Below are 26,857 nucleotides of genomic sequence, written 5' to 3' on the forward strand. Positions count from 1 at the left end.
TGGTCAGGCAGGCACGCGTCCCGAACACCGTTTCTTTCACGTTAATCCGACCTACGCCGCCGGACCGCGGTCAAGCGGACGCCTGCTCCTGCACCAGCAATTTATTCATCAACAATTCCGTCGCCCCGTAGCCGTACAGGGAATCGCTTTCCATGCCCGGCGTGTCGAAGGGGATCGATTCTTCACGGTTCAGCTTGGCAGGGTCGGCGTCCGCATAACTGGCGCGCCAGGCGCGCTGCAGGGATTCATTGCGGCGGATAAAGGCCGGCATGGGCCAGTCGTCGCGCTCCCAGTGCGGGCTGTCGCCCAGCAGGGGCCAGCGCTCGTTGAGCAGGGCCATGTCGCCCGTGCGCAGGCGGCGCACGGCCTGTTCCGGCCGCAAGCCTTCCAGTTCTTCCAGCGCAGGCAGGCTGTCGCGCTTCGGCCCGAACATATACGCCAGCATGATGCGCCCGGCAGGCGCCCGGCGCGCCACCACGCCGACGGCATAGCCGCCGCCCGGCAAGGGCACAGCAAACCAGCTGCCTTCCCGGTATGGTAATGATTTCATTTCTGCAAACTCCCCCAAAATCGTGTTCGGGGCACAGTCTACGCGAAGCAAGTGCTATGTGGCGCATGGTACGCCACAGCAACAAACCAATAGTTACCCTATTTTCTCGTCATAGTGATACTGAGCAACAATCGGCCCCGCCTTGAACAGCGCTTCCTTCATGGCCGTATCCAGGCGCGCGTCGCGGCGGCGCATCCATTCGAGCAGCATGGCCGCTTCCTTGCGGCTGGTGTCGCCCGCATGCGCGAGCACGCGGCGCAATTCCGGGTCCGTGCACGCCTCGAAACGCTGGCTGTTCAAGTCCAGCGCCTGCAGCGCGGCGATGGTGGCGCCGATGGCGCGGTGCATGTCGAGTGCCGTGGCCGGCAAGCCCGATTCTTCCAATGGGACGGTGGTCATGCGCATTCCTTTTCGCGTGGTGGAGACATCGGCTGCATTCTCCACCGCGCGGGCGAAAAGCTCAAGCGTCCACGACACGATTCCACCCGTTCGGCCATAATCATGGCTCAGCAACAGCCTAAACCTCAGCGGCAGGAGCCCCATGTTCAATTTCGACTTTTACAATCCGACGCAAATCCTCTTCGGCCAGGGCCAGATCGCCGCCATTGCCGGCCTGATCCCGCCGCAGGCCAGAGTGCTCATGACCTACGGCGGCGGCAGCATCAAGCGCAACGGCGTCTACGATGAAGTCAGGGCGGCGCTGGCTGGCCATACGGTGCTGGAATTTGCCGGCATCGAACCCAATCCCAGCTACGAAACCCTGATGCAGGCCGTGGCCATGGTGAAAAGCGAGCGCATCGATTTCCTGCTGGCCGTCGGCGGCGGCTCCGTGGTCGATGGCACCAAGTTCATCGCCGCCGCCGCCCTGCACGACGGCGTGGCGTGGGACATCCTGGCCAAGGGCGGCAGGATCGTCGAAGCGGCCCTGCCCTTCGGCACCGTATTGACGTTACCGGCCACGGGGTCCGAAATGAATGGCTCGGCCGTGATCACGCGCAAGGCCACGCAGGAAAAGCGCTCGTTCATGAGCCGCAAGGTGTATCCAAAATTCTCCGTGCTGGACCCGTCGAAGACCTTTACATTACCGCTGCGCCAGGTGGGCAATGGCGTCGTCGATGCGTTTGCGCATGTGATGGAACAGTATTTGACCTATCCCGTCAACGCGTCCGTGCAGGACCGCTTCGCCGAAGGCATTTTGCTGACCCTGATCGAGGAAGGCCCGAAAGCCCTGTCGCAGCCGGACGATTACGACGTACGCGCCAACGTGATGTGGAGCGCCACCCTGGCCTTGAACGGCCTGATCGGCGTGGGCGTGCCGCAAGACTGGTCCACGCACGCCATCGGCCACGAGTTGACGGCCTTGTACGAGCTCGACCATGCGCAAACCCTGGCCATCATCCTGCCCAGCATGCTGCGCGTGCGCAAGCAGGCCAAGCGCGCCAAGCTGCTGCAGTACGCGGCCCGCGTCTGGGGCCTCGATGGCGGCGACGAGGATGGCCGCATCGAGGCCGCCATCGCGCGCACGGAATTCTTCTTCCGCCACATGGGCGTCAAGACGCGCCTGGCCGACTACGGCCTGAACCATGCCAGCGTGGACGCCGTCGTCGCCGCCCTGGAAGCGCACGGCATGACGGCGCTGGGCGAACAGCGTGAAATCACGCCCGCCGTCAGCCGCAAGGTGCTGGAACTGAGCCTGTAGATTCCATACACACTGTTGTAAAACGGTCAGCGGGGTGGGACAGCTGGCCGTCGTTCATGCTAAGCTGTCAGTTCGCTAGGGGTCCTGGAGCAGTCATCCGGGTGAGAGATACCCTTCGTACCTGATCTGGATAATGCCAGCGAAGGAAAGCGCAAAGTACCTCCCTCCTTTGATAGCTCCTGCGTTGGCGCCAGCCGAACAAGCAGCCTGCCGTGCTCTTTACCGAGTCGGCTTGAACCACGAGCAATCTATGTCCACACCGAATTTATCTGTTTCTGTATTGACCCTGGCGATCCTGCATGCATTTGCCGCACCGGCCTTTGCCGCGAATGACACCGCCGAAGCGCCGGCCGACACGCAAAGCATGGCCGAAGTCGTCGTCACGGCCAGCAAGGCACCGGCCGCCAAGCGCGCTTCCGTGGGCGGCTTTGCCGACGCGCCGCTGCTGCAGACGCCCGCGTCCGTCACCGTCATTTCGCAAAAAGACATGCAGGATTTACAGATCCGCAATCTCAGCGACGCCGTCAAGCTCGACGCCAGCATCAACGATTCCTACAACGCCGTCGGCTATGCGGAACAGTTCACCATCCGTGGCTTCAAGCTCGATACGAACTCCAGCTACCGCAAGGATGGCGTGGCCATTCCCGGCGACACGCAAATTCCGCTGGAAAACAAGGAACGCATCGAAGTGCTGAAGGGCCTGGCCGGCTTGCAGGCAGGCGTGGCCGCGCCGGGCGGCGTGATCGACTTCATCGTCAAGCGCCCGACTAGCGCGCCGCTGCGCACGGTCACCGTGGAAACGCGCGAACGGGGCACCCTGTACGGCGCCGTCGACCTGGGCGGCCGCCTGGAAGACACGCGCTTCGGCTACCGCATCAACGTGGCGGCCGAGCGCCTGCGCTCCTACATCAAGGGCGCCGACGGCAACCGTAAATTCATTTCCGGCGCCTTCGACTGGCAGATTTCGCCGCAAGCGCTGTTGCAACTCGATGCCGACTACCAGGACAAAGCGCAGGCGACGGCGCCCGGCTTCCAGTTGCTGAGCAATGGCAGCCTGCCCGCCAACGTCAGCGCCGACGCCATGCTCAACAAGCAACCGTGGACACATCCCGTGGAAACCGTCACCAGCAACATCGGCCTGCGCTTCCAGTACGCCTTCAATGACGACTGGCGCGCCACCGTGTCGGCCAACCAGCACTCGTTCAAGCGCGACGACTACACGGCCTATCCGTATGGCTGCAGCCCGGAAGGCTGGATGCCTGTGTTCTGCAGCAATGGCGATTTCTCCGTGTGGGACTTCCGCAGCCTGGGCGAGACGAAAAAACCGCTGAGCGCGCAAGCCATGATCCAGGGCAAGTTCGCCACCGGCAGCCTGCGCCATGAAGTCACGGTGGGCGTGTCGTATTTCAACCGCAAGGACCGCGCCGGCAAGTACGTGTATAAGGAAGTGGGCATCAGCAATATCTACCGCCCCGTCATCGTTGCGCCATCGCCGGCTTCGACTGGCCCCGTGCGCCTGGTGCGCGACGACAAGGAAAAATCCGTCTTCGTGCAGGACATCGTCAGCCTGGCGCCGAACTGGAAGCTGCATGGCGGCTTGCGCCATATCGACGTCGATGGCTACCAGTATGTGCTCAAGGCCGACACGGAAATCCGCGCCAGGCACGACTTCCTGCTGCCCAACGTCTCGCTCGTCTACACCCCGCTCGACAATGTGTCCGTGTATGCGGCCTATTCGCAGGGCATGGAGCATGGCGGCACGGCCAGCATCTATGAGAATAACGCCAACGTGGAACTGTCGCCGAGCCGCTCGAAGCAGATCGAATTGGGCGTGAAGATGGATGTGACGCCGGACTTCATGCTGGCGGCCAGCCTGTTCCAGATACGCAAAGGTCTCGAATATGTGAATGCCGAGAATTATTTCGTCCGCAATGGCCAGGCCCAGCACCGCGGCCTGGAATTGTCGGCCCAGGGCAAGGCAACAGCCAACTTGAGCCTGGGCGCGTCCGTGACGGCCCTGAACAGCCAGCAGTCGGGCACGAGCGATGTGAATTACGATGGCAAGCGCGTACCGAACGTGCCCGCCTTCAAGGCGGCCGTACATGCGGACTACGCCGTGCAGCAAATGGCGGGCTTAAGCGTCAATGGCAGCTGGGAATTTGCCAGCAAGAAAGCGTTTGAGTACAACAACACCACTTTCGTGCCGTCGTACAACGTGTTCAACCTGGGCGCCGCCTACGCCATGCGCGTTGCCGGCAAGACAGCCGTGCTGCGCGCCGCCGTCAACAACGTGGCAGACAAGTTCTACTGGCGCGACGTGACGCCGGAAGCAGGTGGCTACCTGTTCCCGGGCGCCAGCCGCACCTTCAAGCTTTCCGCGCAGTTCGACTTTTAATTGAGGGAAATGGCAGGCGCTGCAGCTAGCGCCTGCTGCAGCAAAGGCGTCGCCTGTTCCAGGCGCGCCTCCAGGCTGTCGTGCAGCACGTGGTACACAATGCCGCGCGCGTCAAGCTCGTCGAGCAGGTAGCGGTAGATCAGCTGGCGCACGGTTTCCGACTCGCGCTGCAAGCCGTCGGCTACCCACGGGCTGTCGGGCGCCGTCACCAACGTCAGATCGTACCGCGTGGCATCGGCCAGCGCCGCCAGCTGCGCGTCGGCGCCATCAAAATAATGGCGGCTGTAGACGGCCGTCATCAGCGGCGTCGTGTCGCAAAACAGGAAGTTGCGCGCTTGCGCAGTGGCTGCCGCCTCGCGCTCGACTTGCGTGCGCGCAATGCCATACTGGTCGGCCGCGACGGGCACCCTGCCCTCGGTCTCGACAAATTCACGTAAATATTCCGGTACCCAGACGCTGCCATAACGCTCGGCCAGGGCGGCCGCCAGGGTCGACTTGCCCGACGATTCCGCGCCCAGGATGGCCACGCGCACGCAATGCGCCATCACTTGAGGACCATCGCGCCCGGCGCGGCCGGTGCCGATTTTTTCCACGCCAGCAAGCCGATGATGGCCATCACGACGAAGAAGCCATACAGCACGGCCGTCAGGGTCAGGCCCTTGTGCAGGTACAGCCAGACATACAGCACGTCGACGACGATCCAGGCGATCCAGTTTTCCAGCTTCTTGCGCGACAACAGGAATTGGCCCACCAGGCTGCCTGCCGTGAGAAAACCGTCCGCGTGGGGCACATCCGTGTCCGTCGTCGTCAGCAGCCAGGCGATCAGCAGGAAACCGATCAGCCAGCCCGCGGCGCAAGCCAGCCAGCCGCGGCCGTTCAGGCGCGTCACGGGCAGCGTCTTGCCGCCGCTGGCTGGATGCAGCCACTGGTACCAGCCCCAGAACGAGACGCTGATGAACAGCAGTTGCAAAGCCATGTCGCCGTACAGGCGCGACTCGAAAAACACGACACCGTAAGCGGCCGAGGAAATGATGGCGAACAGCCACGCCCAGTGGTTCTGGCGGATGTTCAGCGCAACGGTTGTCAGTGCCAGGACAAAGGAAATCAGTTCAAGCGGCGTGGTGGCAAAACCCAGCAGGAGAAGCGTATCGTTCATGGGAATCGTGATGAGGCTGGTGGTGCAGTATGCAATACCAGCCCTGAATAAGCAAGATTGCCCGCTCAGTGCGCTTAGGCGAAGCCGCCCTTGACGGCGCGCGCCAGCGAGCGCTGCACGATCAGCTTGTGGAAAGGCCGGATCACCAGGATGTAGGCGCGCCCCACCGCATTATGGCAATGCACGACGCTGGACATGGTGATGCGGCCATGCGGTCCCGCGTCGCGGTGGCGCAGCACCGACAGGCGAAAATCGAGGTGGCTGTCATCCTCGCCCACGATGATTTCATCGTCGCTGACGGCAAAGATGCGGAAGATGCCGATGCGCTTGCCTGGCCGGGCTTCCATCTGCTTTGCCGTGCGGATACCGAAGCGCGCCACGATGGCGTCGCGCACCACCATCAGCTTGCGCGCCCAGCCCGGCTGGCTGCCCAGCAGGATGCGCGCCAGGCTTTCCATATCCATCTGGCGCGCCTGCGCAGTCGGCAAGTCGACGGCATACGCATCGGCCAGGTTGCTGCCAGCATAAAGCGGGGCGATGCTGGCGCCGGGTGGCATGGCCACTGCGCGTACAGCGTTGTTCATCTCTTGCATGTGCTCTCCATGTGTTCAGTGATAACATGGTCATCATACACGACAATGTGAACAGCGATAACATAGAATGGCAACAACGAGCACCTATCATCACGGCAACTTGCGCGACACCCTGGTCGCCACCGCCATCGCGCAACTGGCGCAGCAGCACGACGCCGCCCTGTCGCTGCGCGAACTGGCGCGCACGGTGGGCGTGTCGATCGCCGCCGTGTACCGCCACTTCCCCAGCAAGGAAGCCTTGCTGGCCGACGTGGCGGCGGCCGGCTTCGCCAGCCTGATTGCCAAATGGGAGACAGAACTGCCGCCGCAGGGCAGCCTGCCCGCCGAGCAGCGCTTTCAGCTGCTGGGCCAGCAATACATCGAATTCGCCCTGGCCGCGCCGGCCCACTACCGGCTGATGTTCGAGCACCAGGACGTGCGCCAGTTCCCCGCCCTGCAGCAAGCGGCGCAAGCATGCTTCCAGTATGTGCTGCAGACGGCTGGCGCGGCCGTGCGCGAAGCGGGCCTCGATGCGCGCTGGGACAAGGCCGCCGCCAGCGCCGGATGGTCGCTGGGCCATGGCTACGTGATGCTGCTGCTGAGTGGCCGCCTGGCCATGGCCGACGGCGGCGACGAGCTGTCGCCAGCGATGGTGCCGCGCTTTTTTCAGTTGCCGGTCGAGGCGCTGCGGCAGGCTGCCTTGCCTGGCGGGACCACCGCCATCCAGTCAAATTGAAGCAGTTATCGGCAGGCGCCACCTTCAGGAACTTTCATGCACAACATATCGATAGATGCACTCTCCGTGATTGCCAGGCAATGCATGGCCGTGACGTGCCTGCAACGCTTTTGCCAGCGCTTTGACATTCAGCATCCGGCCCTCTCAGCGTTCACCGTGCATGTGTGGAAAGTGGCGCAGGTCGGGCCTGGGGATTTTGCGGCCTGGGAAAGCGGCTTTGCGTCCTTGCCCGTGACGGGCATGGGCGATCCCTGGCCGGACGAGGTACGCATGGCCATGCCCGGGCACCTGCTCGGCGCGCTGGAGCAACTTGTACAGCATGTGCTGGAAACGAGCGCCTGTACCTGGCATGGCGATGACCTGCCGGCAAGTCGGCGGCAGCTGGAAGCCGTCTTTGCCATCTGCATCCGGCACGACGTGGCCGCGCCGCAGCTGGAACACTATGTGCAGCACGATGCGGCGCTGCGCGGCGGCTGGGGACCAGTACTGACGGACGCAGAAGTCCGCGCCTGGCAAGCCTTGCTATAGCGCTTACGCCAGCAGGCTTTGGCGCACCTGTTCGAGCAGGCGCTCCTCTTCGTCCGTATCGGCATCGACTTGCGTGACCACGGTCCAGAACGGCGCGCACGTCTTAATCTGCTCGAAAGCATGGCTCGCTTCCAGCCGCACCATGGTTTTCCTCAGGCTGTGCAGATAGCCCTCTTCTATGGCGTCGAGCAATTCGTCATCGGCAGCGTCGATCAGCTCGCGCAGCGCGCCTTCGATCCCTGCATGACCCTCTTCCCACAACTGGCCAATTTCAGGCACATCGGCTTCCATGCACTCGTTCGACCAGTCCGGCGGGTAGCCACCGCGCTGCCGGTTATCGGGATCGGTGTCAAAGCTCAGCGAAATGGAGGGAAACGATACGGCATTGAAGGCAAAGGCTGAAAATGCCTGATCCTTGAATGGGGACGCGCCCAGCAGCGCCAGCGATGCGTTGGCCAGCCTGAACCAGCTTGCTTCAACGTCATAGGCCGCTTCAAACGCGTGCCAATCCGGCGGCAACTCGGGAGTCTGTGGCATGGGGGCCTGTCGAAAAAGAATAGCGGTGGATAGTGGTGGAATTATACGTGGCACAGCCAATGCCGCAGGCGGTGGCGCGTGAACAGTGCGCGCATGGGCGCCAGGGGACGGCTTATCTCTGTGGCAGACTGAATGACTTGCTGTACTTGCTCATGATCTGTTTGATCTCGCCGCTAGCCGAGAGTTGATTGAGCGCCTGTCTCAGTGCCCGAGTCGTTTCCGGCTTTGCGGTTTTCTTGGAAACAAACAAAATGAAATCGTTGCTGCCCAGGACGAGCGGAACGCCTATGTCTTCCGGTTTCACGCCGGCCATGTACGCGCCGTAAAACAGGCCCAGGCTGGATCCCACTCCCGCGTCCAAACGTCGCATTGCCAACATTTTTGCCATGGTGACATAATCATTGACGGGATACTTCTGGATCGCATTGTCGGTGTCGAATTGCTCCACATACTTGCTGGTGCGTACCACGCCGACGGTCTTGCCGCGCAATTCGCTCAGCTTGCTATAGTTTTTGCCGGAGGGGCCCACGAGGATGACAGGCATGGACACGACGACGCCTGCCGGCACGGCGCCGCGCGTCATTTGATCGTTGCCGAAGCGTATGGTCATGTCGGCGCTCCCGTTTTCAATATCGGCGGCGGTTCTGGGATAAGGGACCAGGGAATTGGTATGGCGCAGCCCGGCAACTTCCGCGATGCGATTGCCGATTTCGTACATCATGCCGGTGGGCTGGCCGTCACGCCCAATAAATCCCCATGGCGGACCGAGGATGGTGGCAATCCTGAGTGGTTCGCCGAGCGCCTGGCCAGGCAGCGCCAGCAAGGTCGCGAGAATGGCAAACAACCTGACAACTTTCATTTCGATTACTCTTTTAGATGCGTGGATTCAGCTGATCCCGCGCATAGTGTATGCCCGATTGGCCTGGATGCCTTACATGCCGATCAATTTTCCATCAGCTTTGTGCTGCTGGAAGGGACATATCCATCAAATGCCACGTCACCTCGTCGTCAGGCAAATCGAGCAGCCAGTCGCGGCGCGGTCGCGGGAATGGCGCGCCCTGGGTCAGCCAGGCCTGGCGCCAGTACTGGTTGACGATCGCCTGCAGCGGATCGTCGCCCGCTACCCACGGTTGCCAGACGCCGCTGACCGGACAGGCTTGCCCGCAAGCACAGCTCAACCATGGCTCGGGCCGCGCCACATCGCGCAGCAAGCCGCGCACCGCGCGCGGTTCCACTGCCCCTTGGTTATGCCGTATCGTCAGGCACTGTTCCCACGTCACGGGGCCGTAACGGCTCTTGCCAGCGGCATCGAGCACGCTGAAATGTCGGAACTCTTCGCCTTTGCGCAGCAGCCGGGCCGGCTCCGTCAAACCTTGCCCAGCGGCGGGTTGCCAGTATGCGGAAAATGGCGCGGTCGGCGCGTCGCTGTGCAAGCCGGTGGGGCGCAGCGCATAGTCGGCTGCCAGGAAATACGGTTTTTGTAACAGCGAGGCGGCACTTGGCTGCGGGATGGCGGGCGGCGGGCGCACGCCCATGGCAGCGTCGAGCAGGCTCTTTCGTTGACCATCCCACGCCGGCAGATCGGCCGGTGGCAATGGCAAGATTTTATCGAGGTTGGGGAAGCGGCGATTGGGGTTGAAGCCGAGGGCATTACTAATTACCCAACGACTGGCATTTCGGACTCAAGGCGCATATCGGCGTGGACTCGGCATCGGGCCTTGTGCATACCCTCATCGGCACGGCCGGCAACGTGTCCGACGTGGCGCAAGCACACGCGTCGCTGCATGGCGACGAAGTCGCGGCACTGGGTGATGCAGCTACCAGGGCGTCGAAAAACGCGAAGAAAATCTTGGAAAAAGCGTGACCTGGCACGTCGCGATGAAACGTTCCAAACGCAAGGCGCTGCCCAACAACAAACTGGGCCGCATGGCGGAAAAGCTAGAGCACTGAAGGCCAGTGTCCGGGCCAAAGTTGAGCATCCGTTTCATGTCGTGAAGAACCTCTTTCGTCATCGGAAGGCACGGTACCGTGGCCTGGAAAAGAACACGGCACAACTGTTCACGCTGTTCGGCTTCGCCAATCTGGTGCTGGCTGGCCGACAATTTACTGTCTCAGAAACCCGAGCTCCGTCTTGAGGGCCGTCTTGAGGGCGAGAAATGGCTAAAAATAGGTCTGAATTGGCAAAATTTGCCAGTCTAATTGCTTAAAACTGAACTTTCCGTTTGCTGGAAAAGCTCGGCGCAGCTGACTGCATCAGTTGCGCAGAAATCATTGATTGATCAGCGTTTCCTTAAGGGAAACTATACTTGTAGAAGAAGAATATATTCCATGAGTCAACAATTTTTCTTTGATGACGCTCAAATCAATATCACATTGAAAAATATTCGACATAGATTAGCCTATACTTTCGATAATATTTAAGTGGCACCTCATGGATTCTAGCAAACGAAAGTTGGCACATAATAGTTTGTTTGGCGCATTGAAAACTGTGCTCCCGGTTATCATACTTGAGGCGATGGCTGCTGATGCTCCAACTCCTGAAACTCTTGCTGATACAGTCGCCGCCCTAAATGTTAACCGTGCAAAACCTTCTCCGGTTGTATTCGACGATGATAGACCAGGAAAGATTTCTTTCGAGAAAACCGGAGAAAAATTAAAGGCATTTAAATTACCTGCTGTCAATAATGGCCCTAAGGAGCGACTATCTGATGGTGAATACGTTTTAGGGAAAATGGGGAAATTCTCAGTGCGGGATGGGCTTGTAAAATCTTCAAAGATCAATCCACTGGCACTAGAGGGAAAGTGGTCAGAACACGCTGAGGTTACGGTAAAGTGGCGACAAGCACAAGACTTAATAAAAACAAATCAATTAAAGGTTTTGAAGAATATAGAAAAACTTGAAAGAGAACATATTGCGTTTAATTTCATTTCTGCAATTGCCCCCACACTGCTTTGAAATCTCATGAATTGTACGACTTCTTTTCCTTAAGCGGCATTGACTTTCGTGCTTTAGCACTAAAGTCCGGCCCGTACGAATATGAAAATCCGTCAGCTATCTTCACCAACGAGGGCATATTTGAAGGATTGTATAATATATTCGTTCGAAAAATGGAAAGCAACAACCAAGTTAATGTTGATCCGATTAACGGATATTCACAAACTGTCTTACTAAAAATGGCAGGATTAGCCAGACAGAAATATTTTAGAAGTGAACATGGCGACAAGGTTATTATCGTCAATACAGATGGAAAGCTCTACCTGCGCCGGGATGCTTACACCACGACAATAGGGGATTTGAACGGTACATCCATTGAATATATGTATTAATTTAAAAATAACGTTCCATTGCATGTTCATAACCTACTTCTAAGCTTGTATTGTTTTTTTGAACACGTATTTATTTTTCTGCAAGCATGTCATCGTACAGCTTGCGTACACGCAGGCTTTCATCCATTTTTTAGCCGAGGTTCGCATGAATCGACACAGTTCACCGTTCAAACGCCGTCAGTGCGGCCAGGGAATGATGGAGTACGTGATCATCGTTGCCCTGATCGCCGTGGCCGCGATTGGCATTTATTCCGCCTTTGGCCGCACCGCGCGGGTCCAGACCGCCGGCATGGCCCAGGAAGTTGCCGGCATCAAGGCCAGTACCGAGAACGCGACCGACGCTTCCAACGCGGCGGCCGGACGCGCCAATGACCCGAAAAAATCGGGCATGGGTCAATACAACTACAGCAACGACCAGAAGTAAGAATATGTCGGCGAACGCCGGCGACGACGTTCGGGCATTTGCAGTGGCAGTCCCTGTGTAGTGGCAGTCCCCTTAACCTCACCTTTAGGAGAAACACCATGAAATTGATCAGCAAACGCAAGCAACTTGGCCAAGGCATGATGGAGTACGTGATCATCGTTGCACTGATCGCCGTGGCCGCCATTGGCGTCTACAGCCAGTTCGGCACCACGATCCGTAACCAGACCGCTGGTCTGTCGAAGGAAATCTCGGGCGAGAAGGCCGATGGCGCACTGGCCAACGCCGTCAAGTCCGGTAGCGAAGCGCAAACCCGCGCCAATGAGAAAAAAGGCATGGGTACCTACAACGCCAAAAACGATCAGAAGTAAACGGGTAACGCGATGACTCGGACCGCCGCCTGGTTGCCAACATCACGCACACTGCGCCGTGCCGGACAACGGGGGCAGGCGATGCCGTTCACCCTGCTGTTCGCCGGCGTGACGGCGCTGATCTGCCTGGTGCTCTACAACAGTGGCATGCTGGCCAATACCAAGACACAGTTGCAGAACGCCGCCGATGCAGGGGCGTACAGCGGCGCGGTCTTGCTGGCCCGAGATCATAATTTTTCCGCCTATACCAACCGCGCGATGGTCGCCAATCAGGTGTCCGTCGCGCAGTTGGTTAGCCTCAAATCGTACACGATGGACGCTGCGGCGACCCACAAGCGCATCAACAGCGCCCAGCACAGCGGCTGGGCCAAGGTCATTCCGGTCTTCAAGCCGACCTGGGAATTTGCCCGCATGCTGCCGATGCAGCAACTGGCCGCGGCCTACGCCAACGTCGCGCCGAAGGTGGTGGTCGGCCTGGACAAGCTGATCCGCGCATTCGAAGCGGCGCAGCAGGCGCACCACACCGCCACCGCCCTGAATGTCGCCTTCACGGCCAATGAGGTGGTCAAACGCAACGACCCCAAGGCGAACATCGAGGTGCTGTCGTTCCAGACCGCTTACACCGCCAAACAGATCACCGCCTGGAAAGCCTACGCCGTCCAGCACCGCGCCAACGATCCGTCCAAAGTGGCCGACCGCTTCGCCAACGTCGTCGTCAGCGACCAGTCCACCGATGAATTGGTGCGCAAGCGCAGTTCGGCACTGGTGGCAGGCTGGGCATCGTTGCCTACCTCGATCGCCTGTCCGCCGCCCTCGATTCCCATCTTCACGATCTATGGCTTTGCGCAAGCCGGCGGCACCATCCTGAGCGCCAACAAGCAGCGCTGGATGGCGCTCGACGCAACCCAGGGCGCGGGCGGGGTCGCTTGCATCGGGCCACCGCCGGCATCGATTCCGTTTGGCTATCTGCTGGTGCAGGACCTGAACGGCGGCTCGGGCGGCGCCCTGGCCGGCAGGAACGGCGGCTACGGCAGTAAAGTCGGTTTCAAGGGTAACCCGGACGAGGCCAAGCACTACGGCGACGCCTTGAACGGCCTGACCGCGCTGCCTGCCGGCAAGCGCTACAAGCAGGGCCCGGGCGCCAGCATGGACGCCGCGACTGGTGGCTTGCAGAACTATTACCGCGACGTGGTCGATCCGCTCGGCGCCAAGCCGGCCAACCAGACGGCCAACGAAAATGGCGGCAAGATGGCGTTCACCATCGAAGTGCGGCATGACGCAGCCGATATCCGGACCTCGTCCAAAGTGCTGGGCAACGCCGCCGCCACCGTCAAGGCGCAGGAGACGCTGAAGAACGACACCATGAAAACGCTGGCCTCGGCGCATGCCTATTTTTACCGCGCCAATACCGATTCGACCGCCTTCACCAAAACCGGGTGGGCGCGCGACGACAAGAAGACCGAGCTGGCCAACCTGTTCAATCCGTACTGGCAGGCGCAGCTGATTCCGAATCCCGATTCTGCTTACATTTTGTCGAAGGCACCATGAACCTCACCCTTGCGCGCCACTGCGGGCGCGCCACCGAGCGCGGCCAGGCAATGGTCGAGTTTGTCGTGGCGGCCACCTTCTTCCTGGTTCCGCTGTTCCTGGCCATCGTCGCCATGGCCAAGTTCAGCGACGTCCAGCACACCACCAACATGGCCGGGCGCTATGGCGCATGGGAACGCACGGTCTGGTATGACGACGCCGGCACCAAGTTCGGCGCGATCAACGGTTCGAACCAGAAGAGCGCGGCCCAGATCGACAATGAAATCGCGGTTCGCCTGCTCAATGACCGCTCGCAGCCGACCAGCGTGATCAAAGATACCGACCGCGCCGCCACCACCTATGCCAACGGCACCGATCCGATGTGGCGTGACAACCAGGGCAAGGCCTACCTCGACCAATACGACCAGCACACGCTGGCCGTGTCGAAACAAGGGGCCAAGACCGACATCGCCGGGCAAGCACTGGCGCTGATCAGTAAGGTCTCGATCGACGGCTTCACCGGCAATATTGTGCCGCCAGTGCATGCCGACACCCTGGCGGTAGCCGACGTCCAGTTCAAGCGGATTGCCCAGAACAGCGAGGCTTACCAGCGGCTCTGGCCGAAGGGCACGGTGTGGGGCGCCAACTGGACTGGCCTCGATTTCAAGTCGACCGGCGCGATCCTGTCGAATACCTGGTACGCCAACGGCTCGGGCGCCACGCGCGACATGGTGAAGGAATCGGTACCGATGGCCAATGGGCTGGGCAACGTCGTGGGCAACGCGGCGGTGCTCGGCATGAAGGCCTGGGTCGTCGACAGTCCGAAAGCCGAAATCGGCAAGATCACCCCCGATGTGGTGCCTGAGGATCGCCTGAAATGAGGGCCGCACTGGTCTTCCTGGCGGGCGCGGCGGCGCTGTGCTTGACGAGCGGCGCGGCCCTCGCCTGCCCGCAAAAACTGCCGAGCGGGATGGCGGCGGTGACGGTGGCCGACGCCCTGGTCGTCAACGGCATGGGCCTGTCGATCCTGCAGGTGGAAAGCCGCGAGGACGGCGCCAAGCTGCTGGAGCGCCTTGAGAAAGAGTGGAGCGAAGCCGGCTTTGCCGTCAAGCGCAACCAGGCGCAAGGCTGGACGGTCCTGTCGGCGCTCAGCGACAAGTGCCTGACCACGCTGCAACTGACCGGCCAGGGCGCCGCGGCCGGCTACCTCGCGGTCAACCGGTTCGACAAACCGCGCCTCTCCAAACTGCCGACAGCGCCGCAGCCGAGCGGGGCCAAGGTGCTCTCGAGCGTACTGAGCGACGACGCCGGCCGCATGGGCAGCACCACCATGCTGTCGGCGCCGCAGTCGATCGATGAACTGGCCGATTTCTACACGCGCCGCCTGCGCTCGGAGGGCTGGGAGGCGGTGCGTCCCATGGGCATGATGGGACGCGGCAACAAGTATTCCAGCATGACCGTCAGCGCCCAGCGCGGGCGCGAGCGCATCGATGTCGTCATCGTCAACAACGAAGGCAGCAAAGTCGCGGTCAACCTGGCGAGCGCGTTATGAGGCGCCAGCGTGGGCAGGCCATGTCGGAATACCTTGTCGTGGCCGCATTTTGCGTGATGGTGCTGGTGCTGATCTCTCTTGGACCGTCGCCGATCCAGGAACTGATCGATGCCATCAAGAAGTATTTCTCTGCTTATTCCTATGTCATTTCCATCACACCTTGAAAGTGAAGAAGAAACACATGGCGACGTCTCCCTCGGCAAAACTTAAAAGTCCCCTGGTTCTCCTGCTGATCGCGGCCCTCATGGCCGGCGCAGTTTCGTGGGTCGCATACTATTACCTGCAGCAGCGTGAAGCGGCGATGAAAGAAGAAATCGTGGCCAGGGACAAGGCCAGCGAAGTGGTCAGGGTGGAGGTCGCCGTGCCGGTCGCGGACGTGCCGATCGGCACCGTGCTGAACCAGACCAACTTCGTCGCCCGCCCGGTCGAGGCCGACCTGGTGTATCCCGACACGGTGCTGGCGGCCGACTTCCCGGGCTTGGAAGGGCTGCGGCTGGCGCGCCCCTTGCTGCGCGGGCGCCCGTTGCGCCTGTCCGACCTGGTCGCGCCCGAAGTCAACGATGTGGCGTCGATCCTGCCCGCAGGCAAGCGCGCACTGACCATCGAGATCGACAACATCAACTCCATCTCGCAGACGCTGCGCCCGAACCACCGCATCGACCTGTTCCTGCTGAGCAAAGGCGTCAAGCGCGAAGGCGCGCCCGAGCAGGAGGACGGCACGCTCGAACAGGCCAGCCTGTACATGCAAGACATGCTGGTGCTGGCCACCGGCACCGAGTTTCATGACATCAGCAAGGGCGAGGCCGCCGCCGCCACGAAGATGGTGCGTCCGGGCCAGGTCGAGGGCAAGGACAAGAGCTACGATACGGTGACCTTGCTGGTCACGCCGAAAGAGGCGGCGCGCCTGATGATCGGCCAGAAAATGGGCTCCTACCGGGTGGCGCTGCGCGGCAGCGCCGACCGCGCGCCGGTGGCGCTGGCCACGCTGCGCGCGGGCGACCTGCTGCCGTCGAACGGCAGCAGGGGCAACCGCGGCATCGAATTCATCGTCGGCGGCAAAGACCAGATCGTCTCGGAATTGGCCGTGCCGCCTTCCCAGCAACAGCAGCTCATACGCGCCTTCCAGGGCGCGCGCCCGCCGCCGGTGCCCGGCGCGGCTCCCGTTGCCCAGGCCGACACCGTCCCGGCCGGCATGCCGCTGCCGACCCAGCGCGCCGGCAACCCGCGCTCCGAGCCATTCTGAGACGACCACCCTCTCCGCATACTCACCAAGCAGCCAATGAAAAACGTCGCCCTGTCGTCCCCTGTTGCCAGTACCTGTTGCCTGACCCTGTTCTGTCTGGCCACCGCCCACGGCGCCCAAGCCCAAAACGCCGCCGCGCCGCCGCCGGTGGTGCTGAGCGTGACGCCCAAGACCGCGGTCCTGGTGCCCGCCTCGGCCAAGCCGGCCGTCGTCATCGCCGCCCCGGCCAAGCCCGCCGCACCCGTGGTCACGCCCGCGCCGGCGCGCCTGGCGCCGCCGGCCGGCTCCGACCTGGCCTGCGGTCCGGCGGTGGCCACGCCGCTCAACGGTTGCGCGGCCCCTGCCCCGGTGCGCCGCGTGGCGCGCGTGCGCCGTGCGCCAGCGCCGGCCCCGGCCCCGGTGGTCTACGGCGAAACCCAGCAGCTGACCATCGCGATCGGTGAAATCAAGCTGCTGCCGGTGAGCGGCAAGGTGACCCGGGTCGCGCTCGGCAGCGGCACCGTGCTCAGCGCCACCTCGATCGACAAGCACCTGCTGCTGATCGCCGAACAAGCCGGCGAGACCAGCCTGATGGTGTGGAGCGGCAATACGGTCCAGAGCTACCGGGTGCAGGTGGTCCCGGTCGCACTGCGCGCCGTGCGCGACAAGGTCGAGGCGCTGATCGGCGACAACAAGAGCATCACGGTCAAGCAGGTCGGCCCGAACCTGATCCTGTCGGGGGTGGCCCACAGCGACGTGCTGGTGCGCCTGAACACCATGCTCGCCGGCACCCCGAACGTGATCAACAATATCGCCGAAGACCAGGGCAGCTCGGTGACGCGCTCGGTCCTGTTCCGCCTCACCTTCGTCGAGGTCAAGCGCTCCCTGCTCGAACAGATCGGGGTCGACTGGGCCAAATCGGCGCAGGGGCCGACCTTCGGCGCCAGCAAGGTGCTCAATGCCAGCGGCAAGTTCCGCGGCATTCCGCCGTCCGAGCCCGGCGATAACCTGCTCGACAACGAACCCAAGTTCATTTCGCGCAACGGCACCTCCGGCGGCGTCTTCTTCGGCCTGGCCACCACCATCACCTCGCGCCTGAACCTGGGCGTCAACGACGGCGACGCCCGCGTGCTTGCCTCGCCCGAACTGACCGCGCGCAGCGGCGGCAAGGCCAAGCTGCAAGTGGGCGGCGAAGTGCCGATCCCGCTGGCCGGCGCGTTCGGCGCGACCTCGGTCGAATTCAAGCCCTATGGCATCCTGTTCTCCATCGAGCCGCATGTCGACGCCAGCGATACCATCACCGCCAAGCTGTCCACCGAGTTGTCCCAGATCGATCCCTCGGTGTCGGTCAGCGGCTTTCCCGGCTTCATCACGCGCAACACCTCCACCGAAATCAGCGTCAAGCCGGGCGAGATGGTGGCCCTGTCGGGCCTGATCAACAGCGAACTGTCGAGCAGCATCGACCGGGTTCCCGGCCTGAGCCGCATTCCCCTGTTCGGCCGCCTGTTCCGCTCCGACGATTTCCGCAATCGCAAGACCGAACTGGTGGTGTTCGTCGAAGCCGAAATCATCAAGGCCGGCGATGGGCTGGCGGCCCAGCTGCGCGAGCGCGGGCTGCAGTCCAAGCGCGAATTCGAAGCCAGGCTCAAACAGGAGGCGCGTCCCGCCTTCCCGCCGGCCCAGGCCACCCCTGACAACAAGGAGCCATGATGATCCGCGTACAACTGTTTCGCCGTGAAGAACTGATCGGTGACGTCACCAGCGACAGCGATACCTGCTTTCTCGGCAAAGATGGTGACAGCCTGCTGCCCCTGTCGGGCTGGCGCGTGGGACGGCGCCAGCTCCAGCTGAGCGTGCGCGAGGGCCAGCTGTTCCTCAAGGATGGCGGCGGGATCGCGCCGCTGCGCGTGAACGGCGACGCCATCAACGAGTACGGTCCGGTGACCAGCACCGACGTCATCGAACTGAACGACTACAGCGTGCGCGTCAGCCTGGCCGAAGCGACGTTTACGGCGCCGGCCCCGGCGCCGGCGGCCGCACGCGCCGTGCCCGCCGCCGGACCGGTCGCCGTGCCCGCCCTGAGCGCGGTTCGGGTCGAACGGCGCCTGGTGCCGCGCGCCACGGCGGCCGAGGCCGGAGAGTGTCCGCTGGAGAAGCCCGAAGGCATCGCCGCCCGCGGCGCGCTGCACAAGAAGCTGATCGGGGCCATGGATTTGCGGCGCGTCAACGTCTCGCGTATGGGCGACGGCGAACTGCGCGGCACGGTGCACAAGATCATCGACGAGATCATCGACACCGACCCGGTGTTCCGCCCGATGCGCCACTGGCGCAGCATGCTGCGCGACGTGGTGCTCAACGAGGTGGTCGGGCTGGGGCCGCTCGAGGCGCTGCTCAACGACGACTCGGTCACCGAGATCATGGTCAACCGCCACAACGACATCTTCATCGAGCGCGAAGGCCAGCTGACCCGCTCGACGGTTTCGTTTTCGAACGACGCCTCGGTTCTGGCGGCGATCGAGCGCATCGTCTCGCCGCTGGGCCGGCGCATCGACGAGAGCTCGCCGATGGTCGACGCACGCCTGAAAGACGGCTCGCGCGTGAACGCCATCATCCCGCCGCTGGCGATCAAGGGCCCGAGCGTGACGATCCGGAAATTCGCCCGTAAAAAGCTCACCGGCGACGACCTGATCGGCTTCGGCGCCATCCATCCGGCCATGATCGCCTGCCTGCGCGTGGCCGTGGAAAAACGCGCCAACATCGTCATTTCGGGCGGCACCGGCTCGGGCAAGACCACCTTGCTCAACGTCCTGTCAAGCTTCATTCCGGACGACGAACGCATCGTCACCGTGGAAGACGCGGCCGAGCTACAGCTGTCCCAGCCCAATCTGGTCTCGCTCGAAGCGCGCCCGCCCAACATCGAAGGGCGCGGCGCGGTCACGATCCGCGACCTGGTCAAGAACTGCCTGCGGATGCGGCCCGACCGCATCGTGGTGGGCGAGTGCCGCGGCGGCGAGGCGCTCGACATGCTGCAGGCCATGAATACCGGCCACGACGGCTCGCTGACCACGGCCCACGCCAACAACCCGCGCGACTGCCTGTCGCGCCTGGAAGTGATGACGCTCATGAGCGGACTGGATATTCCGATGCAGGCCATCCGCGAGCAGATCTGCTCGGCGGTCAACCTGATCGTCCAGCAAACGCGCTTTTCGTGCGGCACCCGGCGCGTGACCTACATCACCGAAGTCACCGGGATCGAGAACAACATCATTTCGATGCAGGATATCTTCCGCTTCGAGCAGGATGGCTTTACCCCCGAAGGCAAGGTGCGCGGGCGCTTTTCGCCGACCGGGCACGTGCCCGACTTCATCCAGGACCTGGTCACGCGCGGCATCGAGGTCGACATGTCGATCTACTCGCGCGAGGCGCCGGCGCTGCCGCAGTCGGTCAAGCGGATGTTCTGAGCATGGACAATCCCGCCATCATCATCGCCGTCTTCTTTATCTGCGGCCTGGGCCTGATCTGGATGCTCCTGTACTTCGGCAGCCGCTGGTTTTCCAAGCGCCAGGATCGCCAGGCCAAGAACGCCAAGTCGGACCTGGAAGACATGTTCATCTTCACCGACGCCAACCGCCTGATGGTGATCAATGTCAGCGTGCTGATCGCGCTGCCCGTGGTGGCCTGGTTCGCGACCGGCAATATCCTGATCGTCGGCTTTTGCGTGGCGCTGGCCTTCATCGCGCCGCGCTACGTGGTGCGCTTCATCGCCTTCCGCCGCCTGCGCCTGTTCGAGCAGCAGCTGCCCGACGCGCTGATGATGATCACCGGCGCGCTGCGGGCCGGCGCCAGCCTGCCGATCGCGCTCGAAAGCGTGGCCAACGAAGGCAAGCCGCCGGTGTCGCAGGAGTTCGAGCTGCTGTTGCGCGAGATGCGGCTGGGGATCGACTTCGGCGTGGCCCTGCAAAACCTCGAACGCCGCGTGCCGCTGCAGGACCTGGCCATGGTCACGACCGGCATGGCGCTGGCGCGCGAGGTCGGCGCCAACCTGGCAGAAACGCTCGAATCGATCGCCAGGACCATCCGCGCCAAGCTGCAAATGGAAGGCAAGATCCGCAGCCTGACGGCGCAGGGCAAGATGCAGGGCGTGGTCATGTCGGGCCTGCCCGTGTTCCTGATCGTGATCTTGCGCATCATGGAGCCGGAAGCGATGGAACCCATGTTTACCGAGTGGTACGGCTGGTGCACGCTGGCGGTAATCGCGCTGGCGGTGGGCGTGGGCTATCACTTCATCAGCAAGATCACCAAGATCGATGTGTAATTTCGCGCCGAAAGGGAGTCAATGGGACAATTAGCCGTTGCCATGCTGGTCGGGCTGGCCTTTGTCAGCTTTGCCGCCGCCGTGATCTATAGTGCGGTGCGCCTCAAGGAGGAAGTGCCGGACGAGGACCGCGAATACCTCGACCCCTTGCCCAAGGGCCTGCGCCTGCTATGGCCGCTCCTGCGGCTGGTCGACTACCACGTCTGCCAGCGCCTGCCGCAGCGCCTGCTGGCCGGGCCGGCCGAGTCCCTGCGCCTGTCAGGCCTGCTGTACCTGATGAGCCCCACGCAATTCCTGGCGCTGTGCTTGGTGAGCATGGCCGGTTTCCTGGGCCTGGCCATCGTCGCCTTCCACGTCATCGACTTCGACAGCGCACTGGCGCTGGCCGCGGCCGCCGGCTTCGGCTTTATCTACCCGCGCGTGTGGCTCAAGGATTCGCTCAAGAAGCGCCAGAAGCTGATGGTCAAGGCGCTCCCGGTGTATCTCGACTTCCTGACCATGGGAGTGGAAGCGGGACTGAACATGGCCGGCGCGATCGGGCAGGCGGTGGCCAAGGGGCCCTCCTGCCCGCTGAAGAACGAATTCGCCTTCGTGCTGCGCGACCTGCGTTCGGGCCTGACCCGCGCCGAGGCGCTGCGCCGCATGGACGAGCGGGTGCGGATCGCGCAGGTGACCAGCTTTATCAGCGCGGTGATCCAGGCCGAGCGCATGGGCGCCAGCCTGGGACCGACCTTTCGCAGCCAGGCCGACCAGCGCCGCACCGAGCGCTTCCAGCTGGCCGAAAAGCTGGCCATGGAAGCGCCGGTCAAGCTCATTTTCCCGCTGGTTGCCTTCATTTTTCCCGTGACGTTCCTGGTCCTGATGTTCCCGATCGCAGTCAAGTTCATGCAGTCGGGCGCCTTTTAAGGAGTACAAGATGCATCACTACACGCTGAGCTTTACCGGGGCCGCCGGCCCCCAGGCGGTCGAGGTGCAGGTCGCCACCACCGCGCGCGAGCGCATGCGCGGTCTGCTCGGGCGCGCGCCGCTGCAAGCCGCGCAGGGCATGCTGCTGCTGTCGTGCCGCCTGATCCACACCTTCGGCATGACCTACCCGCTCGACCTGGTCTACCTGGCGCGCGACGGGCGCGTGCTCAAGGTCACCAGCGCGCTGGCGGTGCGCCGCATGGACGGCCACTTGCGCGCCCATAGCGTGCTCGAAATGGCGGCCGGCCAGGCCGGCGCGTGCGGCATCGTGGCCGGCCTGCACCTGCCGCTCGACCAGGCGCGCCAGCGCGGCGCGTGTCCGGCATGAGCGCCGGCGGCATGGCGCCGGCGCGGCGCGCGGCGGGACAGTCGACCACCGAGTTCCTGATCGTGTTCCCGCTGCTGGTGATGCTGGTGTTCGGGATCATCCAGTTCGCGCTGATCTACCAGGCGCGCGCCACCCTGAACTACGCCACCATGCTGGCCGCGCGCGCCGGCGCCCTCAATAACGGCGACGAAACCAAGATGCGCCTGGCGCTCGGTTCCGGCCTGGCGCCCCTCTTCGCCACCGACCCCAGCTATGCGGGCTATGGCAAGGCGCTCGGGCTGGGCGTGATCGAAACCTCCAAAATCAGCAACATGGTGCGGGTGGACGTCCTCAATCCGACCAAGGCCGCGATGTCCGACTTTGGGCGCCAGCGGCTCGATGGCCTCAAGGGCATGGAGCTGCCCAGCGACACGCTCAGCTACCGGACCAGCACGGCGGGGGCCAAATCCAAAATATCGGTCCAGGACGCCAACATCCTGCATGTGCGCGTGAGCTACTGCTTCCGCCTGGTGGTGCCGGTGATGGACCGCATCATCTACGCCGGCTACCGCGCCATCACGCCGAATGCCGCGGTGCTGTCGGCCAACGGCATGAGCGATCCGTTCGGCACCGGCGGCTTCCAGCTGCCCACCACCGAATGCCTCAATCCGCTGATGCGCGGCCCCCGCATCACCATTCGCAGCGAAGCGATGGTGCGTATGCAGTCACCCTTCTACGAAACCAACATGAAATGACCAAGTTCCTTTGCCTGCTACTTTTGCTGGGCGGCGCGGGCAGCGCCAGCGCCCAGATTTCAGCCACCCGCTACATTGACGCCCAGGGCGTGGAAGTGATCCAGAGCCGCAGGGCCGCCGTGCGCGGGACGGAGGCGGGCGCGCCCCCCGCGCCGGTGCCGGCGGCGCCCGCCGCACCGGCCAGGAAAGTAAAAACCGACAATCTGATGTACGATCCGAAACTGCAGGTCAGCGCCGCCGAACAGGCACGGCGCGATCGCGACCGGGTCGCGATCCTGCAGCAGGAACTTGATGTGGAAGCGCGCAAGTACGAAGCGGCCTTCCAGCGCGCCCAGGGCGGCGGACCGGATAATAAACCCAACGCTGACGATGCGCAGCGTATCAATGAGGAGTTATATGAGCGTCAAAAAAATATCCAGGCACTCACCGCCGAACTGCGGCGCGCGCGCAGCGAGCGCTAGCGTCCTCGCGCTGATGGCGCTGCTGGGCGCGGCAGCGCAGGCGGCCGACACCTACAACAGCGACCGCCCCGGCGGCGCCGACCACCGCCTGCTGTCGCGCTACCAGGGTTCGCTGCTGTACATGTACGGCGAAGAAGCGCTCGGCAAGGCCGACATGCTGTTCGATGACAAGGGCAAGCCGGTCATGCGCCCGGTGGAAGGGCGCATCAGCAACCGCATGTACTGGGGCCCCAAAAAGAAAAGCCCGCTCGAGGTGTACCGCAATTACCGCCACGCGCTGGAAACGGCCGGCTTCAAGACCATTTACGCCTGCGAAACCAAGCAGTGCGAAGCGGGCGCGGTGCAAGACGCGGTGCAGGACCTGCCGCGCAAGGTGGTGTGGAAGGACAGCGACATCTTCGTCGAAAATACCTTCAACAGCGCCAACCAGCCCGGCTTTCACTACTACAGCGGACGGCGCACCGGACCGGACGGCGACACCTATGTGTCGGTGGCGCTGGCGGGCGGCTACGAAGATGAGCCGGTGTTCGGACGGGTGCGCCAGTTCGTTCAGATCGTCGAGCCGGCCACTGCCGAACTGGGCAAGGTGAGCGTCGACGCCAAGGCCATCGGCGGCGCGCTCAAGCGCGACGGCAGGATTGCGCTGTACGGCGTCAAGTTCGACACCGGCCAGGCGGTGTTGCGCCCCGAGTCCACTGCGCAATTGGCCGAAATGGCCGGTGCGCTCAAGGCGGCGCCGGCGCTGAAGGTCTACATTGTCGGCCACACCGACAACCAGGGCGAGCTGCAGGGCAATTCGACGCTGTCGCAAAAGCGCGCCGACGCCGTCGTGGCCGCGCTGAGCAGCAAGTACGGCATCGCCCCCGCGCGCCTGCTCGGGCGCGGCGTCGCCAACCTGGCGCCGCTCGCTTCCAACGACAGCGAAGCGGGACGCGCCCAGAACCGCCGCGTCGAGCTGGTTGTTCGCTGAGCCGCATCCGTTTTTTCTCTAGGAGTCACCATGCCATTGCCGTCCATTTTCCTGCCGCGCGCCGCACTGCTGGCAGCCGCCCTGCTCCCCTTGAGCGTGCGCGGCGCGCCGCACGACCCGCTCCCGCCGCCCGGCCTGTACCAGGTATCGACCGACGCGACCATCAAGGTCGGCGAACAGCAAGTGCGCATGTCGCCGCAGGCTGGCGGCAATGCCACTTTGCTCGAAGGCAAGCGCGCCGGCAAAGCGCCGGAACAGCGCATCATCCCAGGGCTGGCCGGGGGCACCGTGTGCATGGCCGCGCGCCAGCCCAACGCCGCCTTCGTCCCGCCCACTGGCAGCTGCAGCGGGCCGCCTGGCGTGTCCGGCCCCGACGGCACGACTTTCCAGCTCAGCTGCGGCAGCATGGACATGACCACTCTGATCCGCAAGATCGACAGCAAGAACTGGGAATACCGGGTCACCACCGTCGAGTACCAGGGCGGAGCGGGGTCCGCTGGAGGGGTTGATTTCACCACCCAGAAAGCGATCATGAAGCTACAGGCCAAGACCGGCGCCACTCCGGAAGACCGCGCCGAGGCGGTCAAGGCGCTGGCCGACTGGCCCGCGTACGAGGCAGAGGTGCGCGCCATGCTGGACCACAGTGACGACGAGGATGGCGCCCCGCCCAAGAAAGCGGCCACGCCCGCCACCCGCAAGGTGCTGCGTAAAAGCACCTCGGTGACCCGGCTGACCCGTGTCGCCGACACCTGCAAGCCGGCCACCGACGCATTGCCAGCGCCGCGCTAGCGCGCGGCGCCGCCGGCGTCGCCCCCCTCTCCTTTTTTTGAAAGAGTCACGCATGAAAAAAATTCTGATCGGCGCTTGCGCCATGGCCCTGCTATCGGCCTGCGGTCAGCGCGGCGCCGCCGACACGGCCGCCGAAGCGCCCGCCCAGGCCGCGCCCGCGCCGGTGTCCGGCGCCAGCCCGGAGGCGAACGCCAAGCGCATGCTCGGCTACGCGGCAGCGCTGTTTCCCCTGGTCGCCGGCACCTATGGAGGCAACTGCGCGACCGTGGCCGGCCCTGCACCCAAGGAAGGCATTGTCATCAGCGGCGCCGGGCAAGCCAGCGCGCCAGGCTTCGCGCGCAACCTGGCGGACGCTGAACACTCGTTCGGTGTGTCACGCACGGCACAGGGCGGCACGACCGAGACGGCAATCTTGTACGCGGAATCGACGGAGCCGAAATGGGCCGTGCACATCAGCAGCGGCCCGCGGTCAACGGCCATGTTCGGCGATGGCGATGCGCAGACCAGTTGCCAGCAAGTGCCGCCGCTGGGCCTGATGCAGGCCAAGGACATTTATACGACGGTCGCCCCGTTGTTCACTGGCGAAGCCGTCACGCTCAGCTGCACAGTCGAGCTCTTGAGCGTACGCGACCTGACGGTCAAGGCCGGGCCGGACGGGGTCAGCGTGGACGGCAAGCTGATTTCGCTCAAGCGCCCGATGAAGAAAGAAGTTGCGGACGTCGAGTGGCGCGCCGGGAAGCTCACCTACAGCGCCCTGTTCGACGACGGCAGCCAGCTGAACATGAGCGTCGACGACAGCGGCAAGATCACCGACCTGTCGTCGTCGAGCGCCGGGAAAGTGGCGTATATGTGTTCCAAGGGATCAGCCTAACCGGTGCGGCAGCGATCAAGGCTGTGCGGCACTGGCTCCCCCGCCGGTGCCAGGTCTGACATTCGCGAGGCTAAACGGTATACATGGTATTCAACGTTTCAAGTACAAATGAACGCCATCGCGCGGCTTGCGGCCCGCTTGGTTTGGTGTTGATGTTGATGCGACTAGCATTTATTTTCGAGCGGGTACTTAGATCCACAGCACTCTGCGGTGGTCAAGTAATTTCGGACACAACGATAGGTTCACGTTCTGCCATTTTCTGTTCGTAGACAGAGGGTGGCAGATTGCCCAATGCTGAATTGATGCGCTTGCAGTTGTAGAAGCCGACGATGTAGTCGGTGATGTCGGCTTTGGCCTCGGCGTGGTTAGCGTATTGACGCTGCCAGACCCGTTCCATCTTGAGGTTCAAGAAGAAGCGTTCAGCGACGGCGTTGTCCCAGCAGTTACCTTTGCGGCTCATGCTGCAGACGAAGCCGTGGCTGGCCAGCAGGTCCTGGTAAAGCTCGCTGGCATATTGACTGCCCCGGTCGGAATGGACGATCAATCCGGCTGCCGGCCGGCGCTGTTGGATGGCCATCGTCAACGTATCGCAGACCAGCTTGGCTGGCATGCTTGGCGCCATGGCCCAGCCCACCACTTTGCGCGCGTACAGGTCCAGCACGGTTGCCAGATACATCGCTGTCAGGGGAACGTGGAGATTGTCGGACAGCAGTTCGACGTCGAAGCGAAAGTCGCGTGACATTTCCTCGTGTGCCCGCAAACTGTTGACCAGCAACGCGGTATCGGGCGGAGCATCGTCGCGCGGAAAATCCATGCGCAGCAAGCGGCTG

Annotated in this window: 32 protein-coding genes, 1 pseudogene and 1 riboswitch; of the genes and pseudogenes, 24 read left to right on the plus strand and 9 right to left on the minus strand. The window is 63.0% G+C overall.

Features of this window, described 5'->3' with window-relative positions; translation table 11 throughout:
- Nucleotides 1–70: 70 nt before the first annotated feature.
- Nucleotides 71–550, minus strand: coding sequence for an Imm26 family immunity protein (locus CLU91_RS07970; RefSeq protein WP_100873723.1), 480 nt, complete (start codon nt 548–550; stop codon nt 71–73).
- Nucleotides 551–643: 93 nt separating this feature from the next.
- The gene (locus tag CLU91_RS07975) at nt 644–949 is read right to left on the minus strand and encodes a ferritin family protein (RefSeq protein ID WP_232730669.1); all 306 of its coding nucleotides are present in this window, start codon (nt 947–949) and stop codon (nt 644–646) included.
- A gap of 142 nt (nt 950–1,091) precedes the next feature.
- On the opposite strand from CLU91_RS07975, the gene CLU91_RS07980 reads away from it, so the two are divergent.
- Together CLU91_RS07980 and CLU91_RS07985 are read left to right on the plus strand one after the other, a co-directional pair.
- Nucleotides 1,092–2,249, plus strand: coding sequence for an iron-containing alcohol dehydrogenase (locus tag CLU91_RS07980; protein WP_100873725.1), 1,158 nt, complete (start codon nt 1,092–1,094; stop codon nt 2,247–2,249).
- A gap of 67 nt (nt 2,250–2,316) precedes the next feature.
- A riboswitch (TPP riboswitch) is annotated at nt 2,317–2,414 on the plus strand.
- Between the two features lie 85 nt (nt 2,415–2,499).
- Entirely contained in the window at nt 2,500–4,644 is a 2,145-nt protein-coding gene (locus CLU91_RS07985) for a TonB-dependent siderophore receptor (RefSeq protein WP_100873726.1), read from the plus strand.
- Here CLU91_RS07985 and CLU91_RS07990 read toward each other — a convergent pair.
- The 3 genes from CLU91_RS07990 to CLU91_RS08000 all read right to left on the minus strand — a co-directional run bounded on the left by CLU91_RS07990 (nt 4,641) and on the right by CLU91_RS08000 (nt 6,393).
- On the minus strand, nt 4,641–5,189 hold the full coding sequence (locus tag CLU91_RS07990; protein ID WP_100873727.1) for an AAA family ATPase: 549 nt from the start codon (nt 5,187–5,189) through the stop codon (nt 4,641–4,643). The genes CLU91_RS07985 and CLU91_RS07990 overlap by 4 nt on opposite strands.
- Nucleotides 5,189–5,800 (minus strand): nicotinamide riboside transporter PnuC, encoded by a 612-nt coding sequence (gene pnuC, locus CLU91_RS07995; protein ID WP_100873728.1) that lies wholly within the window; start codon nt 5,798–5,800, stop codon nt 5,189–5,191. Before pnuC ends, CLU91_RS07990 begins: the two co-directional genes overlap by 1 nt.
- A 74-nt stretch (nt 5,801–5,874) precedes the next feature.
- A complete protein-coding gene (locus tag CLU91_RS08000) occupies nt 5,875–6,393 on the minus strand; it encodes a DUF2867 domain-containing protein (RefSeq protein WP_100873729.1) in 519 nt (172 codons plus the stop codon).
- A 67-nt stretch (nt 6,394–6,460) separates the two neighbouring features.
- On the opposite strand from CLU91_RS08000, the gene CLU91_RS08005 reads away from it, so the two are divergent.
- Nucleotides 6,461–7,108 (plus strand): TetR/AcrR family transcriptional regulator, encoded by a 648-nt coding sequence (locus CLU91_RS08005; protein ID WP_100873730.1) that lies wholly within the window; start codon nt 6,461–6,463, stop codon nt 7,106–7,108.
- A 36-nt stretch (nt 7,109–7,144) separates the two neighbouring features.
- Entirely contained in the window at nt 7,145–7,636 is a 492-nt protein-coding gene (locus tag CLU91_RS08010; protein ID WP_157814646.1) for a hypothetical protein, read from the plus strand.
- Nucleotides 7,637–7,639: 3 nt separating this feature from the next.
- Here the strand turns inward: CLU91_RS08010 and CLU91_RS08015 are convergent, their stop codons facing one another.
- The 3 genes from CLU91_RS08015 to CLU91_RS08025 all read right to left on the minus strand — a co-directional run bounded on the left by CLU91_RS08015 (nt 7,640) and on the right by CLU91_RS08025 (nt 9,831).
- The gene (locus CLU91_RS08015; RefSeq protein WP_157814647.1) at nt 7,640–8,173 is read right to left on the minus strand and encodes a DUF4303 domain-containing protein; all 534 of its coding nucleotides are present in this window, start codon (nt 8,171–8,173) and stop codon (nt 7,640–7,642) included.
- A 112-nt stretch (nt 8,174–8,285) separates the two neighbouring features.
- Entirely contained in the window at nt 8,286–9,032 is a 747-nt protein-coding gene (locus tag CLU91_RS08020) for a substrate-binding periplasmic protein (protein WP_100873733.1), read from the minus strand.
- Nucleotides 9,033–9,126: 94 nt separating this feature from the next.
- On the minus strand, nt 9,127–9,831 hold the full coding sequence (locus CLU91_RS08025; RefSeq protein WP_269800649.1) for a DUF6396 domain-containing protein: 705 nt from the start codon (nt 9,829–9,831) through the stop codon (nt 9,127–9,129).
- 62 nt (nt 9,832–9,893) lie between these two features.
- On the opposite strand from CLU91_RS08025, the pseudogene CLU91_RS08030 reads away from it, so the two are divergent.
- The 20 genes and pseudogenes from CLU91_RS08030 (at nt 9,894) to CLU91_RS08110 (ending at nt 26,027) form a co-directional block, all read left to right on the plus strand.
- Nucleotides 9,894–10,308: pseudogene (locus CLU91_RS08030) on the plus strand (transposase).
- A gap of 296 nt (nt 10,309–10,604) precedes the next feature.
- Nucleotides 10,605–11,129, plus strand: a complete 525-nt coding sequence (locus CLU91_RS27830; RefSeq protein WP_157814649.1) for a hypothetical protein — start codon at nt 10,605–10,607, stop codon at nt 11,127–11,129.
- Nucleotides 11,130–11,140: 11 nt separating this feature from the next.
- A complete protein-coding gene (locus CLU91_RS08035) occupies nt 11,141–11,500 on the plus strand; it encodes a hypothetical protein (RefSeq protein WP_100873735.1) in 360 nt (119 codons plus the stop codon).
- Between the two features lie 145 nt (nt 11,501–11,645).
- A complete protein-coding gene (locus tag CLU91_RS08040; RefSeq protein WP_100876635.1) occupies nt 11,646–11,924 on the plus strand; it encodes a Flp family type IVb pilin in 279 nt (92 codons plus the stop codon).
- Between the two features lie 98 nt (nt 11,925–12,022).
- Nucleotides 12,023–12,292: a Flp family type IVb pilin gene (locus CLU91_RS08045; RefSeq protein ID WP_100873736.1), complete on the plus strand. Its 270-nt coding sequence runs from the start codon at nt 12,023–12,025 to the stop codon at nt 12,290–12,292.
- Between the two features lie 81 nt (nt 12,293–12,373).
- A complete protein-coding gene (locus CLU91_RS08050) occupies nt 12,374–13,840 on the plus strand; it encodes a pilus assembly protein TadG-related protein (RefSeq protein WP_157814650.1) in 1,467 nt (488 codons plus the stop codon).
- Entirely contained in the window at nt 13,837–14,700 is an 864-nt protein-coding gene (locus CLU91_RS08055) for a TadE/TadG family type IV pilus assembly protein (RefSeq protein WP_100873738.1), read from the plus strand. The genes CLU91_RS08050 and CLU91_RS08055 overlap by 4 nt, the downstream gene beginning before the upstream one ends.
- Nucleotides 14,697–15,371 (plus strand): hypothetical protein, encoded by a 675-nt coding sequence (locus tag CLU91_RS08060; protein WP_100873739.1) that lies wholly within the window; start codon nt 14,697–14,699, stop codon nt 15,369–15,371. Before CLU91_RS08055 ends, CLU91_RS08060 begins: the two co-directional genes overlap by 4 nt.
- Before the next feature lie 20 nt (nt 15,372–15,391).
- Complete coding sequence (locus CLU91_RS28230) at nt 15,392–15,535, plus strand: hypothetical protein (RefSeq protein WP_198521520.1); 144 nt, start codon at nt 15,392–15,394, stop codon at nt 15,533–15,535.
- 17 nt (nt 15,536–15,552) lie between these two features.
- Nucleotides 15,553–16,614 carry a Flp pilus assembly protein CpaB gene (cpaB, locus tag CLU91_RS08065; RefSeq protein WP_100873740.1) on the plus strand — a complete coding sequence of 354 codons (1,062 nt, stop codon included), beginning with the start codon at nt 15,553–15,555 and terminating at the stop codon, nt 16,612–16,614.
- Nucleotides 16,615–16,773: 159 nt separating this feature from the next.
- Complete coding sequence (locus tag CLU91_RS08070) at nt 16,774–18,303, plus strand: type II and III secretion system protein family protein (protein ID WP_157814651.1); 1,530 nt, start codon at nt 16,774–16,776, stop codon at nt 18,301–18,303.
- Nucleotides 18,303–20,054, plus strand: coding sequence for an ATPase, T2SS/T4P/T4SS family (locus CLU91_RS08075; RefSeq protein ID WP_100873742.1), 1,752 nt, complete (start codon nt 18,303–18,305; stop codon nt 20,052–20,054). The genes CLU91_RS08070 and CLU91_RS08075 overlap by 1 nt, the downstream gene beginning before the upstream one ends.
- A gap of 2 nt (nt 20,055–20,056) precedes the next feature.
- Complete coding sequence (locus CLU91_RS08080) at nt 20,057–20,908, plus strand: type II secretion system F family protein (protein ID WP_100873743.1); 852 nt, start codon at nt 20,057–20,059, stop codon at nt 20,906–20,908.
- Nucleotides 20,909–20,929: 21 nt separating this feature from the next.
- On the plus strand, nt 20,930–21,814 hold the full coding sequence (locus tag CLU91_RS08085) for a type II secretion system F family protein (protein ID WP_232730671.1): 885 nt from the start codon (nt 20,930–20,932) through the stop codon (nt 21,812–21,814).
- A gap of 10 nt (nt 21,815–21,824) precedes the next feature.
- A complete protein-coding gene (locus CLU91_RS08090) occupies nt 21,825–22,202 on the plus strand; it encodes a DUF192 domain-containing protein (RefSeq protein ID WP_100873745.1) in 378 nt (125 codons plus the stop codon).
- Nucleotides 22,199–22,936, plus strand: a complete 738-nt coding sequence (locus tag CLU91_RS08095) for a TadE/TadG family type IV pilus assembly protein (protein WP_100873746.1) — start codon at nt 22,199–22,201, stop codon at nt 22,934–22,936. Before CLU91_RS08090 ends, CLU91_RS08095 begins: the two co-directional genes overlap by 4 nt.
- Nucleotides 22,933–23,397, plus strand: coding sequence for a hypothetical protein (locus tag CLU91_RS27835; RefSeq protein WP_157814653.1), 465 nt, complete (start codon nt 22,933–22,935; stop codon nt 23,395–23,397). Before CLU91_RS08095 ends, CLU91_RS27835 begins: the two co-directional genes overlap by 4 nt.
- Complete coding sequence (locus tag CLU91_RS08100) at nt 23,333–24,367, plus strand: OmpA family protein (RefSeq protein WP_157814654.1); 1,035 nt, start codon at nt 23,333–23,335, stop codon at nt 24,365–24,367. The genes CLU91_RS27835 and CLU91_RS08100 overlap by 65 nt, the downstream gene beginning before the upstream one ends.
- 30 nt (nt 24,368–24,397) lie before the next feature.
- Nucleotides 24,398–25,156: a hypothetical protein gene (locus CLU91_RS08105; RefSeq protein ID WP_100873748.1), complete on the plus strand. Its 759-nt coding sequence runs from the start codon at nt 24,398–24,400 to the stop codon at nt 25,154–25,156.
- A 52-nt stretch (nt 25,157–25,208) separates the two neighbouring features.
- A complete protein-coding gene (locus CLU91_RS08110) occupies nt 25,209–26,027 on the plus strand; it encodes a hypothetical protein (protein ID WP_100873749.1) in 819 nt (272 codons plus the stop codon).
- A 214-nt stretch (nt 26,028–26,241) separates the two neighbouring features.
- Here the strand turns inward: CLU91_RS08110 and CLU91_RS08115 are convergent, their stop codons facing one another.
- A complete protein-coding gene (locus CLU91_RS08115) occupies nt 26,242–26,841 on the minus strand; it encodes an IS3 family transposase (RefSeq protein WP_332870904.1) in 600 nt (199 codons plus the stop codon).
- Between the last annotated feature and the right edge of the window lie 16 nt (nt 26,842–26,857).

The sequence above is a fragment of the Janthinobacterium sp. 64 genome (assembly GCF_002813325.1).
GTDB lineage: Bacteria > Pseudomonadota > Gammaproteobacteria > Burkholderiales > Burkholderiaceae_D > Janthinobacterium.